14 protein-coding genes are annotated in these 14,397 nt (G+C 61.2%); 2 read left to right on the top strand and 12 right to left on the bottom strand.

Going from position 1 to position 14,397, the window contains the following annotated elements; translation table 11 throughout:
- Window positions 1–121: 121 nt before the first annotated feature.
- Entirely contained in the window at window positions 122–490 is a 369-nt protein-coding gene (locus tag ABZU76_RS19660; RefSeq protein WP_354871339.1) for a hypothetical protein, read from the bottom strand.
- On the bottom strand, window positions 487–837 hold the full coding sequence (locus tag ABZU76_RS19655; RefSeq protein ID WP_354871336.1) for a transcriptional regulator: 351 nt from the start codon (window positions 835–837) through the stop codon (window positions 487–489). Before ABZU76_RS19655 ends, ABZU76_RS19660 begins: the two co-directional genes overlap by 4 nt.
- Window positions 838–1,554: 717 nt before the next feature.
- On the opposite strand from ABZU76_RS19655, the gene ABZU76_RS19650 reads away from it, so the two are divergent.
- Window positions 1,555–2,718 carry a hypothetical protein gene (locus ABZU76_RS19650; protein ID WP_354871333.1) on the top strand — a complete coding sequence of 388 codons (1,164 nt, stop codon included), beginning with the start codon at window positions 1,555–1,557 and terminating at the stop codon, window positions 2,716–2,718.
- Window positions 2,719–2,893: 175 nt separating this feature from the next.
- Here ABZU76_RS19650 and ABZU76_RS19645 read toward each other — a convergent pair whose 3' ends face one another.
- The 8 genes from ABZU76_RS19645 to ABZU76_RS19610 form a co-directional block, all read right to left on the bottom strand.
- Window positions 2,894–4,186, bottom strand: coding sequence for a hypothetical protein (locus ABZU76_RS19645; protein WP_354871330.1), 1,293 nt, complete (start codon window positions 4,184–4,186; stop codon window positions 2,894–2,896).
- 74 nt (window positions 4,187–4,260) lie between these two features.
- A complete protein-coding gene (locus ABZU76_RS19640) occupies window positions 4,261–5,436 on the bottom strand; it encodes a DUF262 domain-containing protein (protein ID WP_354871328.1) in 1,176 nt (391 codons plus the stop codon).
- A gap of 255 nt (window positions 5,437–5,691) precedes the next feature.
- Window positions 5,692–6,420 carry a PaeR7I family type II restriction endonuclease gene (locus ABZU76_RS19635; protein WP_354871326.1) on the bottom strand — a complete coding sequence of 243 codons (729 nt, stop codon included), beginning with the start codon at window positions 6,418–6,420 and terminating at the stop codon, window positions 5,692–5,694.
- Between the two features lie 21 nt (window positions 6,421–6,441).
- The gene (locus ABZU76_RS19630) at window positions 6,442–8,097 is read right to left on the bottom strand and encodes an N-6 DNA methylase (protein WP_354871323.1); all 1,656 of its coding nucleotides are present in this window, start codon (window positions 8,095–8,097) and stop codon (window positions 6,442–6,444) included.
- A 709-nt stretch (window positions 8,098–8,806) separates the two neighbouring features.
- Window positions 8,807–9,574 carry an ESX secretion-associated protein EspG gene (locus tag ABZU76_RS19625; RefSeq protein WP_354871321.1) on the bottom strand — a complete coding sequence of 256 codons (768 nt, stop codon included), beginning with the start codon at window positions 9,572–9,574 and terminating at the stop codon, window positions 8,807–8,809.
- A gap of 27 nt (window positions 9,575–9,601) precedes the next feature.
- Entirely contained in the window at window positions 9,602–10,864 is a 1,263-nt protein-coding gene (locus ABZU76_RS19620; protein ID WP_354871319.1) for a hypothetical protein, read from the bottom strand.
- Window positions 10,864–11,478, bottom strand: a complete 615-nt coding sequence (locus ABZU76_RS19615; protein ID WP_354871317.1) for a DUF3558 domain-containing protein — start codon at window positions 11,476–11,478, stop codon at window positions 10,864–10,866. Before ABZU76_RS19615 ends, ABZU76_RS19620 begins: the two co-directional genes overlap by 1 nt.
- On the bottom strand, window positions 11,478–11,909 hold the full coding sequence (locus ABZU76_RS19610) for a hypothetical protein (RefSeq protein ID WP_354871315.1): 432 nt from the start codon (window positions 11,907–11,909) through the stop codon (window positions 11,478–11,480). Before ABZU76_RS19610 ends, ABZU76_RS19615 begins: the two co-directional genes overlap by 1 nt.
- 198 nt (window positions 11,910–12,107) lie before the next feature.
- Here ABZU76_RS19610 and ABZU76_RS19605 point away from each other — a divergent pair, with 198 nt between their 5' ends.
- Window positions 12,108–12,656 (top strand): NUDIX hydrolase, encoded by a 549-nt coding sequence (locus ABZU76_RS19605; RefSeq protein WP_354871312.1) that lies wholly within the window; start codon window positions 12,108–12,110, stop codon window positions 12,654–12,656.
- Here ABZU76_RS19605 and ABZU76_RS19600 read toward each other — a convergent pair.
- Entirely contained in the window at window positions 12,642–13,769 is a 1,128-nt protein-coding gene (locus ABZU76_RS19600; RefSeq protein ID WP_354871310.1) for a helix-turn-helix transcriptional regulator, read from the bottom strand. The two genes, ABZU76_RS19605 and ABZU76_RS19600, sit on opposite strands and share 15 nt — an antisense overlap.
- A 174-nt stretch (window positions 13,770–13,943) precedes the next feature.
- On the bottom strand, window positions 13,944–14,330 hold the full coding sequence (locus tag ABZU76_RS19595) for a helix-turn-helix domain-containing protein (protein WP_204094384.1): 387 nt from the start codon (window positions 14,328–14,330) through the stop codon (window positions 13,944–13,946).
- Window positions 14,331–14,397 lie beyond the last annotated feature (67 nt).

Below are 14,397 nucleotides of genomic sequence, written 5' to 3'. Positions count from 1 at the left end.
CATACTCACGCTCTACCTGCGAAAACATTGATGGGACATGTGGGACGCGTCCCTTGCGCCCCGTCCCAGCCGTCCTCGGCAGCGACTCAAACGCCCTTTTTTGGGACGCGTTTGACTGGCGTCACACCCGGTCGATCGCTTCAAGTTCGACAAGGTGATGACCCCATCGCGAGCGCACGGACACGTACATCGAACAACCCGAACCAAGACTGATCATCGCCTCACGGCGAATGTGTGTCGACGCGTCCACGGAGCACCAGTAGTCCCAACGTCGCCGTTCGGTGTCCCACACGTACATCGCTCCATCGAGTGCGAGGACGAACGCTGCCAGCCACTCGGCAGCCTGCGCCGGCGTGGCGAGAACTTTGACAAGCTCACCTTGCAGGCGTGCCGACCGCTCCTGCCAAGAGTCGGAGGCGTCGTCAGCTAGGTGATATACCCGCCAACGCGGACCCCCAAAATTTCGTGGCAGATCAGGAATGCCGGTCACCTCTGCTCCCTAGCCCGAGCCGCCGAGACGATCTCTCGAACTGTCGCGACGACACGCCCCAGCGCCGCCACGTGTTGGTCGAGCTGGTCGGCTCCCGACGCAGAGAGGCGCCACGCCGAGCGCCGACCGTCGGTCGTGTGCCGAGTCTCAAGAAAGCCTGCCTTGCGCAGAGTCGCGAGCTGCTTCGATAGCGCCGCCGGACTCAGCCTCAAGGACTCGCGCACCGTGGCGAACTCGTGCCATTGCTGATCGGCAAGTGTCGCGACGATCAACAGCCGCACCGGAGGCACAAGAGCCGGATCGATCCCGTCGGTGGAACCCTCCACATGCACGAACCGCGCCATCATTCGCCCGCCGTCAGCTCAGTAGTGGTCGGCGAATACCGCAGGCACATCACACACGGCATACCCGTCAGCCCATCGACGATGTCCAGCGCACCAGGCCCGAAGTCTGCGCCACAGCAGGCGACGAGCCTGGTCGGCAATGTTTCTTCATACGGCACACGGAACACGTGCACGACGCGACGCGTCTCACCAACCGTTCCGCGCACAGGGCGAGCAAGGATCACACGTACCGTCACTGCGCACCTCCGGCGGATACTCGCAGCGACTGGGGGCGGCGGTGCCCACGCAACCGAGACCACAGCGACGCCTTGTTCGGCCGAGCTCGCTGGGTCGACGGCAGCGCTGACGACGCGAACACAATGGCGTGGCACGCCGCGCACAGCGGGGCGGGCGGCAAAAGCATCGACCCCACGACCACGACGTGCCCGCACACTGAGCCGTAGCGCCCCGCCGACCTCGTGCGCCGCCCCCGGGCGAACTCCTCATCGGTCACGGCGTGGTCCCGGCCATCACGGGTGCACGTCTGCCACGCCACGTACCTCCGCGCTGCCACGCGGCCGCCCACTTCACTGCACATGTCAGCCCCTTCGCTGGCCGCCTTCGGCCAGCTCATCAACCTCAGATAGCTGAAATAAGCTTGACTTGTGCGATCATTTAGTCGGAAGGTCCAGCGGGTGCCGTAGCGGGGACGGTCCGGGGCCAGGACCGCGAGGAGAGGGCATGACAGGCGACGAACGAGTGCGACGGCCGCGAACCCTGCTTGAGCAGAAGATCTGGCAGCGCAACGAGACACTGTCCGAGTTCGTCGCGTTCACCGAGGAGTTCGCCCGCCAGTTCGGCGAGCCGGGAACTCTGAGCGAACGTCACCTGAAACGCCTGGTCGCCGGCCGCAAGGCGGATGGAACTCAGGTCGGCCGTCCGCGCCCTGCCACCGCTCGCCTGCTGGAACGCATCTTCGGCGTCGACGCTGACAGCTTGCTGTCACCGGTCGACGCGCTGGCTATCAACGAGACAGATGACCAAGATTTGCGGGCGACACTGAGCGCCACCCGCCGCGTCACACCCTCGATAGTCGGGCTGCTTAACAACCAGCTATCCAGCATGCGTCGGCTGGACCGGCAACTAGGCGCGGTGACCGCCTTCGAGGAGGTGACGGTCAAAATCGACCAGGTAACCCACCTGCTCGCCCACAGCATGTCCGCGGGAGTGCGCCAACAACTTGCGGCGCTACTGGCTGAGCTTGGCACCCTCGCTGGATGGCAGGCCCTTGACTTGGGTCGGGCGTCTGTGGCATGGAAGCACTACGAGCAAGCGAAACAAGCCGCCAGCCAATCCAGCTTCTCCGCTTTCGAAATACATACGTCAGCCGAACAGGCCTTCGTCCTCCTCGACATCGGAGAGAAGGCCGCCGCTGTTGAGTTGCTCGCCACAGTCGAAGGACGCGCGCATCGAAAAACAGACCGTCTGCGGCGCTCCTGGTTGGCTGCCGCGCACGGAGAAGCACTAGCGGCGAACGACCAGCGTTCGGCGAGCCTGCGCGCGTTCGATCGCGCGGCAGCGCTGCTGCCGTCAGATCAGCCCGGAGAACACGGCCCTTACGTCGCTCTCGATGCCGTCCACCTCGCGCGATGGCGAGGGCACGCCCTTGCTCGGATCGGCGCTCCGGAAGCCGTAGACGTGCTCAAAGCAGCGCTGACCGGCCTGGACGCCACATACACACGGGCAGAGGCCGGCTTGCGCGTCGACCTAGCCACCGCCTTCGTCGCGCGACATGAACCCGGGGAAGCACGCCTCCACGTCACCAAAGCGCGCCTGCTCGCGACCGAAATCGGCTCGGCCCGCCAGTTCCGCCGCCTCATCCGCCTGCAGAACTCGCTCACCTGACAACCAACGTGTGTCGAAGGACGATCTTGTTCGCTCGGCATCCAGGTAGTCACTAAGCTAATCGGGCAAGGTTGCTCTCGTCCTGTATCGGACGCCGAGGGAACCGACGGTGAAGGGGCCGGCCTCGGAGCAGCTCCGGCGCTAACTGGGTACGGACCTGCGCAAGAAATACCGTTCACTGCTCGCGCGCGGATCTGATCGGCAATCCTAGGCCGGATCGTAGTTTTGCGCAGAACTCGACAGCGGCATCTTCATTTCTCGACACCCAGAGCGTGGCTAGCGCGTTAAGCGCCGACGTACGTGGCCCGAATCGCCGGGCGATTTCGTTCACCCAGTCGTGCCCTTCACTACCCGCTAGCGCGCTCAGCGCTACAGACAAGAGTGCTTCCGTTGTTCCCAATGCGGATGCAAGTTCCGACGGGACATTCTTGACTTGACGAAACAGTTCATCCGGAGACACTCCAGTTGGCAGCGTCAGGACCGGCCACCGCCCGAGGTCTCTTTCAGCCAAGCTAGCAATCCTAGCCTCTTGATCACCATCAAAAACCAGTGAAAATTTGACTGGACTTGCCGACGTCCTTGGTAAATGTTGAGCAAGCTTTCGGAGATATCCATCACCGTCCTTCCACAGCACAGCCGTCCGATCCGCCAAATCAGGAGCCTGATTCCTCAAGATAGCCCGGGTCAGCGCCGCCGCCGACTCATCTTCACAGAAAAGAATCAGATCAGCCGCGGAATTGTGGACAAGATCCTGGATTAACTCCGCACCGTGCTCAGTGGATCTATACCAAGACACCTCCCCAGCGTGACGCACCAAAACTACTAGTGCATCATGCTCATGAGCTGCACTTATGAGCTGCTCTGCATGCGAGGAGAGAACTAGCTGCCACTCTTGCTTGCGAGCAAGGTTCAACAGATGCGCCAGAAACCGCATCCTCGTGCGAGGCGGAAGATATGCGTCTGGCTCGTCAAGCAACAACAAAGTGCCTGGCCCCGATTCCAGCTGTCTCAAGATCCAAAACAACAGATGAACCGAAAACTCACCTAGGCCCATCTGCGTAGAACCATAAGAGATGCCATCTTGCTCAACTTTGAAATGAGGAACAATCGACTGGTCATCATTCAGCCATGGCCAATTAGGAAAGCTACCCGCAGACGGCTCCAGCTCAAGATTAAACCATTCCACCGATTCGTAGTCGCGCCCAACTACGCTACAAATCGACTCGATGACATCGTCCGGAATAGGAAGCGATCCGACTTCGGTTTCCATATCTTCGATGTCAGTCCGCGACTGGAGGACTGCTCGAACTTGTTCACATATTTCATGCAAACGTATTATTTGACTACTATTCCCCAGGGCTTCGGCAATACGCGCCAGCGTCTCTGATTTTCCAGCACCATTAAATCCAGCCAGTACATGACAGCGCTTATCCAGAACAATCGACTGATTACCACCCAGGTCGATCACTCTAGGAAGCACGACGTTAACCGACTTCTGCCGTTCGAGTTCCCTCCAAGCGAACTCTTCTACAATCTGCCTCATCACTCCCCCTGACCGTCGAGAGGAAGGTCCGTTCCCCAGTCAGAGGAATCAGAAGTAATAAACCCTAAAATTGAGTTTTGCGCTGTTGATTCTGATGCTTCACTGATCGCTCTTCGCAGTCCCCCGCTACCGCGCAAGGGGGGCGCTACGGAAAATTCGGAAAGAAACAGGTACAAAACGCAATCTCTGATCAATACCGAACTGACATCTGTCACTCGATACGATGCGCGATCGTCATAGAGGCGAATCGCACCCGCCATCCCCGGCGGCAGCGACGAGTGAGTCAGATTCTTCTTTAAAGTTCGTCGATGTCCTTCAAAAGTGTCCAGCATGTGATCCGGCACAGAGCTTCCCGTGACCCCAGGCACCCAGCTGCAGAAAATTAACCAAGAAAATAGGGTTGCCTTGTTGAAACGTACTCGTTCAGTGAGCCTTTCGGTCATTCGAAATAAGTCACGACCGGCGCCGTAAACTGTCGTCAGCGTCTCGACCGAGAACTCGCGGGTGCGGTAGAAATCTTCGACAACATTGTTGTTGATGTGTTGTCGCAAGTTTCGTCGCTCCACTGCCAGGCAGGTACGAGCCACTATGTCATCGTAGGCCAAACGGCCGTTGCTAAAACCGACAGCTCCTGGGCTCAGTAGTCCCAGTGAGCCGAGGGATCCGACTAGTTCCCGAACTTGTCCGCGCGCCTTGCCGTGAAGGGCATTTCGCTTCTCCGGCGGGGTCAAATTGTATGATTGGTTGAGACGGAAGAACAATTCATTGGGCTCGTCCGGCTCGAAATCGTACAGCGTAACACATGGAAGCGTGAATCGAAGAAGCTTTCGCTGCGTCGACTGCGGAAGCTCGGAGAATCGTTTGCCATCAAGCGAACGTATTTCTTCGCTCGCTGGAGTTATTTTACCATCAACCGAGAAATTATCAGAAAAGAAGTCGCGAATCGCTGCAAGTCGCTGTTGGCCGTCCAGGACAGTGTCGTATTGGCTGTCAGGGGCACTAACGATGTGGATAGCTGGAACGTACCATCCTCTCAGCAGCGAATCGATCAGGCGTTGTCGTCGCTTCTTGTCCCAGATCTCGCCACGCTGAAAATCGGGTTGTAAGTCCAGCTCGCCTCGATGAATCCTGCTTACGATGGTCTCAAGTTCGAACTCAGACCTTCTCAGTTCCATGCCGAGCAGCTCCGCTTACAGAGTGTGGTCTCCCGCCCGGGGCGGATGCTTCGGCGATCGTACCGCAGTTGGGCATCGAAAAGGTAGATGCCAGAGCGGCACGGCGTGTACCGATTTGAATCGCGGCGAGGCCGGACAAGTCGTGTACCCCAACGACGGTTGTGAGCCGGCATCCATGGCGAGACCGGTCGGACATCGGCGCACGGTTTTCAATAGAAATCAAGCGCGACGGAAAGCAGAAAAGACAAACGAAGATTAGTTATCTCTAGCGATCGCTTTCACAACATTTATACGGCCTTCAATTGCGGCCACAAATGCTTCCGCGGTTGCAATTGCGAGAGGTTCGGAGTACGTTACCGACGGGTCGACGCCGTCCGACGGATTGCGGGTCGTGATAAACCATCCCGCATTGTAGACCTGATCTGACAGGAACCTGCTGAGCATAATCTGGTAGCGATCATTGTAAGAACCCCCATTAAATTCTTCATCAGTAGGAAATAGTGCCTTAGTCATGCGGTCTTTTTGTTCCGTCTCACCGGTTTCCTCGAGTACAAGTACGTACCCAAGCCAGGGCGGAACCGTCCCAAATGCTTGATTCTTTCGCTGAGCGAATAGTGTGTCCGTGGCCGTTCCCAGCGCCTCTTCAAATCGATTATTGATGTTCTTCTGAACGCCACCAACCTGAGACTTCAGTTCGATCGCCGCCAGCAAGTGCCCACGATACGTTACGACCAGATCCCATTCCTTGCGGGCACGATAATAGCCAGGAAGATAAGGTCTCCCTGATTTTATGTCCGCTTTCGCAATGCCAGCCTGAGTAAATAGGTCGGCTAATAGCTGAGTAAACGTGCCAAGGTGGCCATTAGCTCGTGCGCCACCGCCAGATTTCCCGCCATCCACGAGGCTGTCTTTTTGGCTAGTACGTTTGAACCAAAAATCCTCGACCGCCGCGTAAATTTGATTGCGTGAGAGCTCGATTGCCACAGTCCGCCTCAGTGTTGAAAACTACCCCAGCATATTTCGACTGATCCCATATGCCGCCAGCGCCGCCTCGGTCGCCCGCGCAGAATCTCTCGACTTGAAGGCCTTCTTCAATTCTGATTTTACGCCTACCGGAACATCATCCGGGTCTGGAATGCGAATCTTTTTCAGATACTGAGCTTGAAACCGCAGGGTGTTCCCTCGCATTCGAACACAGTAAGCTTCGACGAAAGCTTGCGCAACAGCGGAGAGTAGAAGTCCTCCCAGGACTTCCATATCCCATGACGTCGACGTTACGTAATAGAGATTATGATGTGGGTAGTAGCCGCCGGAGTCAAGCACGGGGTTGATCGAAGTACGCATGTCTTGAATTAAGATCTTGCGTTGCGAAATCAGCGAATGGTTGATCTTGTCGATGGTTTGGTACCACGGCTTCTTGGCGGACTTGGCAATATATCGATTTGCAAGCTGAGCTTTGTGTTCATGCAAGTAATTGGCCATGCCCGGGAATTTTTCTAGATCGACGAGCGTCCCATCTGGGGCCCACGGATTAACAAGATACTGCCCCCCCCAGTTGAATTTGCCAGTCCGGTTATCGGCAACCATCGCCAGCTTTAGTAACCGGTCGGGTTCAATGCCGCCCTCTTCACGGGTAATAAAGACACTGTCCGCGCCGGTAGCAACGCCAATACCCACTCGCGTTCCACACTCAGGTCGATGCAACGGTTCAAACTTGTCGCTTAGCAACTCAATAAGGGCTAGGCGCTCCGGCGAGCCAGACGGCCACATTTCGTTGCCTGGAAACCAATGCGGAAGCCTGTATGCGCTGTAGCCACTCCCCTTCGTGGCATTCAAGTCGCCAGATAAGGACCAGCCCGCTAACCTCTTCGCGGAGTCGTCACCGAATTCGGAGTTGGTGTCAGCAACAACCGCTGACTTCTGCGCGCTATTACTTAGGACAATGATGGCTGGGTAGGCGGCGACGGAGGACTCAAAGGCGTCGACGTCATGCATTGTCCACACGGTGTCTACACTGTAGGATCGGGATATCATTTCCCTAAGGGTTGCGCCATACTGATTTCGCATCCAACGATCAGCGCAAATGAAGGCAAGCTTTCCGCCATCTTTGAGGGAACGTAGCCCCTTCTCTATGAAGCCGACATAGAGATCAGCACGACCGCCCATGGTATGCCAGTGCGCGCGATAGCGGTTTTGATCTTCCGTTGGCACGTCTTCGAGTCGCACGTAAGGCGGGTTGCCAACTACAAAATCGACGTCTCGTTTGACGTCAACGTCTGCAAGAAGGTAGTCGCCACATCGAATCCATCGTGATGCGAGCCATTTTGCGTCAGCCGACGAATACCCGCGCTCGACAAGTAGCTTTTGCACCTTAGCCCGACAGACATCAACGTTATTTTGCTGGATGTCCCACGCGGCAACAGCCTTCGCCAGCACGCGGCGATCGAGGTGTTGACGGCCAAAACTTCTCAGCAAACGCTCTACTGCAGGAAGTAGGAAGGCGCCGGCACCACAGGATGGCTCGACCAGTCGAAGTGCGTGAAGCGGAAGCTTCGACTCGTAGCCAGCCAAGTCGAGCAATACTTCGACGACCCAGCGGTGAGTAAAGACCTCGCCGTAGGACTCCGCTGTACGGGGAGCTGCCGCCATCTCTGCAACCACGGGAGAACCCTACCCGTGCCTGATGTCGAGTTGGCGGCGGCGCGCCATAGAGCGATGATCAGCACTCGCAACGGGACAGCTGTCTGAGAACAGTGCCAGGGCCTCGGGACGTGAAAGCCGCTCAACTCGTCGCTCGTCGTCGCCGTATGGCGGGCTCACTGGGGCCCACCCGCAGGCGTGTGCTAGCGCCCTCTCGGTGGTCCCGCGGCCAGTCACGACCACACCTACGAGACTGTTGCGCATCGTGCAACGCCCTGCGGATGCTGGTTCGACTCGTAGGGCCGCGCGTTCGCGGTACGTCCTTGTCGGAGCGCTATCCCGATAATATGCGGGACTGTATAGAGACCTCATGGGGGTCAGTGTGCACTGAGGGTACGACAGTTTCCCGGACACCACGTGCTGCCTCCTGCGCGCACGGGTCTTGACGAACGTCACTGCCCGCCCCGTGAATCGGCAGGCCATCACACGCTCTGAGGCTCAACCGCTACTCTACGTGGTCATGTGCAAGCCGCGGCCGACGTGAGGGGGCCGTGGCCTGAGGTGGAGCTTCGCATCGAGGCGACCGGCCTCGGTATCAAATAGCACTTCGCAGCACTCGTACTTGAGCGTGCTGCATGTAGTGTGGTGCAGAGTTCCCCTTGCCGATCGAGGTCGGCCATCGGCTCGTGGCGGTGTTCCGGAATCGCCCGGTCAGCGTGGTCTCCACGCCTCAGTCGCCCAACGCTTGCAGTGTGTTTTCGAGTGTTTGGGTGACGTAGTAAGCGCTGCCTGGGCCGCAGGTGATTTCCTCGCCATCCGGGCGGTCCTGCAGGTAGGTGAGGACGCGGCCGTACTCGGCCGTGTCCACGGCGGTCAGCGGCATGCTGGTGCTGCGTACGCGGCCGACGCGGGACGCGACGTACAACTGGTGGCCACCGATCCGTCGCGCCGTCATGAGCGTGCGCAACCGCTCAGCTGAATCGGGCACGGTGTAGTCGCTGGTCGTGTCCAGGGAGTATGCCTCGCTGTCGTCGCGAGACTCATACGCCGGCCGTGCCACGCTAAACGGGTGGATGTCGGCCGGCGGGCACTCAGGCAAGCTTTCCACGACGGCAGCGACAAGCTTGTGGCGCGGGAACTTCGACAGAGTGACCCGGTCGCCATCCACCGTGTACCGAACGGCCGATCGTCCGGCCGGCACGGCCAGCGTGGCCGTGGTTTGCCCGTCGCTGGTCGATGAGAAGCAGTAGCACTCGGACTCCGCGTTCGCCGTGGCCAGCAACAAGTCCCGGAACTCGCCGACGAAGCGATCCCTGCGCAGATCGTAGAAGCCAGGCTCGGCCAGCACTTGCCGGGTCAGGTCTTCGAACCTGCCGACAACGTCGTCCTCAAGCCACACATCGACCATGCCGATCACCGGATGCGGCGGACCGACCCGCTCCCATTCCCATGCCTGTGCCAATGCCAGGCGAGGCAGTGTGACTGGATCAGCCAGCATCGCGAGACCCCCTCGCGTTCGACACCGTTACTTGCCGATCACGGGTGGTGTGGCCTTGCCGTCGTAGCCGAACAGAGCGTTCGGGTCCGCCTCGCGCAAGTAGGCCGCCGACTTCTTCTCCTTGTCTTCTTCCTTCTGGCCCTTCCCGCCACCGGCGCCCATAGGCATCCCGTTGGCGCCGCGCTGGCCGGCGCTGCCCGCCGTACCGGCGGTGCCAGGCTCGTTTACCGCACCCAGCCGACCAGCCCCGCTGGAGTTGCCTGGAGAGCCCGGCCCACGCGTGCCACCTAGCACCCCTTCGCCTGGAAAATTCCCGCGAACTCCCGCCTCTGGGCCGCCGGGACCGCCTGGGCCGGAACCTGCGCCACCGGGAAAGCCCGGTACAAAGCCTCCGCCTTGGCCGTATCCCCCAGTCGGACCGGAAACGTTCTGACCACCGGAACCCGTCGGTCCGAAGCCTGGGCCGAACGTCCCGCCACTCGAGGGCGGACCACCGGGCGCCGTGGGCGGCACGTAGCCTGCCGTCTCAGTCCCACCGTCCGCCGAAGCCGCAGGCGAATAATGGGAGACCCCTTGGTTGTTCTGCGACGAGGAGCTGGAACCTGGCGCGCTGAACGTCCCGGCGGGTCCGCCCGCCGATGAGCCGACTCCGGGCCCGACCGAGGATCGCGACGACCCGCTGTGCCCGGTGCCCGTGCTCTGCTGAGTGGTCGGGTGTTGCACGGCGTACGAGCCACCCGGGGCGTCCGGAACCTGGCCGTAGTCGATCGGCATCTTCTGCGCGTGACCATCGCTGGTCGTCGTGAAGCTTTGGTAGATCTGCTTGTTCTGCGCGATCGCGGCGTTGTCCTTGTTGATCTGGTCTTCGGTGTCGGTGTCCCACGGGCTCACCGTGTCGAGCAAGTCCTTTGAGGGTGGCCTGTCGGGCACGTCTTGCATCGAGTCACGCGTGGACTGAAACGCGTGTGCCTGGTCCGTCAACGCGTTCTGACTGTCGTGCATCGCTACCGACGCCGAGGTCGCGACGTCCGCGAGTGGACGCAGACCGGCCCGGGCCGCATCACCACTCGCCCCCGACCACGCCGATTCCAGTCGACCCACGATGGCTAACGTGTCCGCTTCAATGCCTTGCTGCTCAGTGACTTGTTGCGCGCCGGCAGCTTGTGCATGTCCGAGACTACCCGGTCCTGGCCCGGATTTGACGCGCCGCACCAGCTCCGCGGGCATAATCAGCTTGCCGTCGGCCTGTTGGATCTTCAAGAAGTCGTAGACTTCATCGGCCAAGCTCATCAGGCCCCGCCCTTCAGCGTTGTGACGGCAAGATCCGCAACGTGGTTCGCATCCTCGCAAGGGTCTGCTTGGCCGACGGCGGACCTTGCGAGCGTCACGTCGACATCGAAGGCTGCGTTGTCGGCAATTCCAACGGCAACGCTGCAGCGCCCCTGCGAACGCTCGTCGTGAGGCCCGTACGCGACGACGGGGTAGCCCTGCACTGGTGACAGAACCTTGAAGAACCCGCCTTGGCCCTGAGTGTTGTAGACGGAGCTGAGGCCGTCCTTCCAGGCGTAGACAAGTTGGATACCCACGAGGGACCCCTTGTCGAGATCACTCCAGGAACACGACTTTGCGGCGCCGGTGTCTTGAACTGCGCCCTGGGTCGGCGTTCCGCTGAAGAGCCCGTCAATCTGAGCTTGAGTCAGGACAGTGCACGGATCCCGCTGAATGACGGACGCCGGAAGCGGGTTTGAGACCTTCGGAACCGGACTGCCGGATTGCTGTCCAGTACTTGGAGAAGCAGACGACGGGGCCGGGGTCGCTGTACCCGATTCACCCGAGCACGCGGCCAGCCCACACAACGTCGCAACAACGCCAACTGCGGTGCCGACGCGTCCAGCACGATGCATTATAAATGTCCCTCGCCTTGCTTCTTGATATCCACGCCCGTTTGCACGTCGTTTTCTACGTGAATACCGAGCGCCTTTTGCATTTGCTCAATGATCTGATCGACGTAGCTCTTCTGCCGACTGAGGTGGCCGCGATAGTAGTCGCCGGATGTGTTGGAAGCCTTTGTGTTGCGCAGCGAGGCTGGATCCTGGCCGGGTGACTGGATAGTCCAGAGGGGGAGGGCGTTGCGCAACTGGTCGTCAATGCGCTTTGACAGCTTCTCCAGATTCTGCAGCTCGGCCTTCAAGTCCTCGGGGCTCAGGTAGAAGCCGCCGCTCGTCGCGGCCGCGCCGGCGCCCGACGCCGCCCCACCACCGGCCGAGGCGGGACCACCCGTGACGACGAAATTCAACCCGCTTGCCGGTACCCCCGGCGCGCCTTGTTCGGCCACGACGTCCTCCCCTCGGCGTCTCCGCCGATCAACTCGCTCGACCTAACACCGATAGTAGCCAATTGGCAACAATGTGTCTGGGGAACCACACAAACGGCCAGGTCGTCTCGATCATGGCTCTGACCTGGTGATTCCCGACGTTGGCCGCTGTCCGGCGGGTCTGGGAGGGGACGCTGTCGGCGCCGTAGGGTGTGCATCGTGGCTGACGAGTACGGGAGTTGGAAGACGTTCGGTGAGCGGCTGGTCTACGACAACCGGTGGGTGAAGGTCGGGTTGACCGACGTGGAGGCGCCGAACGGCGAGCGCTGGGAGTACCACGTGGTGCACCTCGCCCGGATTGCCATCGCGCTGATCGTCAACGAGCGGGATGAGGCGCTGATGCTCTGGCGCTACCGGTTCGCCACGGAGCAGTGGGGCTACGAGCTGCTCGGGGGCATGGTCGACGACGGTGACGACTCTGCCAGCACTGCAGCGAAGGAAGCGGCAGAGGAGAGCGGCTGGAAGCCGGTCGGCGAGCCGGAGCATCTGGTGAGCTTCGAGCCGCTCCCGGGGCAGGTCACAGCGCCGGTGGACGTCTACCTGTGGCGCGAGGCGGAGCACATCGGGGAGCCGACGGAGACCGAAGAGGTTGGCCGGGTGGAGTGGGTGCCGCTGTCGCGGGTCAACGAGCTGGCGCAGAAGCAGCAGCTGCTCGGGTCCGGGACGCTGGTGTCCCTGCTCTACTACCTCAACTCACGCCGAGCGTGAGTCGCCCGGCAGCACTAGGCGTTCCAGGCGGCGCCGGAGCCGCACGGAGCCGACTTGGGAGATGATCCGCCGGGCCTGCTGTGCGTAGGCCCGTGCGGCGTCCCGGTCACCGCCCGCGCCGTGGGCAAGGGCCAGGTCGACGTACACGGCTGCGCTCGCGCGGACGAAGGATGATTGTATCCCGCTGACCAGGCCTTCCAGGTGCTCGATCGCTTCGGGGGCGCCGAGGTGAACGAGGGCGTTGCCGCGCCAGCGGGCGAGGTGAGTGCCACCGAGGAATAAGAACGGCAGTTCCGGGTGGACGACCTCCGAGGGGAGCAGCGCGTCTGCCTGATCAAACGCCCGGAATGCGGCATCCCGGTGCCCGGCGGTAGCGTGCCCCTCTCCCTCGGCGGCCGCCAGCCATGCGCGCAGCAAGGACGGCGCTTTCTCGCCGACGGCGCGCGCCTCAGCGAACAGCATCAGCGCGTCCTCCACGTTGCCTGCGTCGATCAGGACGAAGGCTTGTTCGGCGGTTGCGTGCGCCAGTAGTGCGTCCGATCCGGCTTCCAGCGCGGCTGTCTTGGCGCGTTCGTAGTGCGACCAGGCCTGCCGGAGTGAACCAATGTCGAGGGAGTTCCAGCCGGCCAGCGTGGACGCCTCGACCAGGATGGAGGCGAGTGGGGCGCGGTCGCGGCGCAGCAGCGTGTATTGAAGCCGCTCTTCGACCTCGGCGATGTGAGAGCGTAGGCGTTCCAGGCGGGCCGCTGACCCGAACCGGCGGTCGGCGTGGCGGACGCTGTCGACCTCGCCCCGGAACATCTCGACCGTCTCCGGGTCGACGCGGCCCGCGATGATCAGCCGTTCCGCAAGCTCCTCGCCGAACGCACCGTCGCCGGGCGGGAACGCCAACTCGGCGTCCGTGCGGCCGTAGATCTCGCGGAGAACCGCGCGCATGGGCGGTTCCGGCGTCACTCTGCCGTTCTCCCAGCGGGAGATGTCTGTCTTGCGACTGGTGATCGGCCGGATGGCTAGACCATGGGCCACGGCGCGGGCGTTGATGGCTCGCGCGAGCTTTTCCTGACTCCAGTCGAGCGCCGTGCGCGCGGCTCGCAAAGCGCTTTCCTCGGTCACGAGACTTTCCCCCGGTAACCCCAACGACCTGCGGAAATAACACGAGCTAACACGTGCTGTGTCAACCGCTGCCAGCTGTAGGCGGCGGCGAAAATGCCGTTTCTTAGTGGCATGACACAGAACGCGAACAGCACCCAGTCGGCAGCCATGACCGACCGGGAAAAGGGATTTCCCTCAAGCGCCGGTGTTTCTGTCACGACGCTTCAGGTCGGCGAGATGGTCGTTGAGCTCGGCGAGGTGGTCGGTGATCTCCGTCAGCCGCTGCTCGATCACGGCCAACCGAGCGGACACCGGGTCGTCCATGTCCTCGCGAGGCTGGCCCGGGGCCGGCGGAATGCGGCCGTGCAACACGGCCAACAGATGTTGCGGGTGCAGCCCGAGCGCCAGGGCCAGCGCCTCCAAGGTGCGATCGCTGCGCTTGCGCTCCACGGTGTGGTTCTGGATCTCACGGACGATCGCCTGGGAGACCTGCGAGCGTTCGGCCAGTTCGCGCTGTTTCCACCCGAGCGCTTGAACGCGCTCGTTGATGGTCTTCGCGACCGCCGCCCAGTCTTCCGACACCCATTCCTCCGTGGTCCGCCTCAGCGCCGACATTAGCGCTCGACGGAATCCGCGGCGCAGAGATCGA

The sequence above is a fragment of the Amycolatopsis sp. NPDC005232 genome (assembly GCF_040607795.1).
Classification (GTDB): domain Bacteria; phylum Actinomycetota; class Actinomycetes; order Mycobacteriales; family Pseudonocardiaceae; genus Amycolatopsis.
This window is presented reverse-complemented; position numbering and strand designations above follow the sequence as displayed.

Coding starts and splice junctions, on each gene's coding strand:
- ABZU76_RS19620 (WP_354871319.1), bottom strand. CDS start 10,864: ATGAGCTTGGCCGATGAAGTCTACGACTTCTTGAAGATCCAACAGGCC.
- ABZU76_RS19625 (WP_354871321.1), bottom strand. CDS start 9,574: ATGCTGGCTGATCCAGTCACACTGCCTCGCCTGGCATTGGCACAGGCA.
- ABZU76_RS19615 (WP_354871317.1), bottom strand. CDS start 11,478: ATGCATCGTGCTGGACGCGTCGGCACCGCAGTTGGCGTTGTTGCGACG.
- ABZU76_RS19650 (WP_354871333.1), top strand. CDS start 1,555: ATGACAGGCGACGAACGAGTGCGACGGCCGCGAACCCTGCTTGAGCAG.
- ABZU76_RS19640 (WP_354871328.1), bottom strand. CDS start 5,436: ATGGAACTGAGAAGGTCTGAGTTCGAACTTGAGACCATCGTAAGCAGG.
- ABZU76_RS19655 (WP_354871336.1), bottom strand. CDS start 837: ATGATGGCGCGGTTCGTGCATGTGGAGGGTTCCACCGACGGGATCGAT.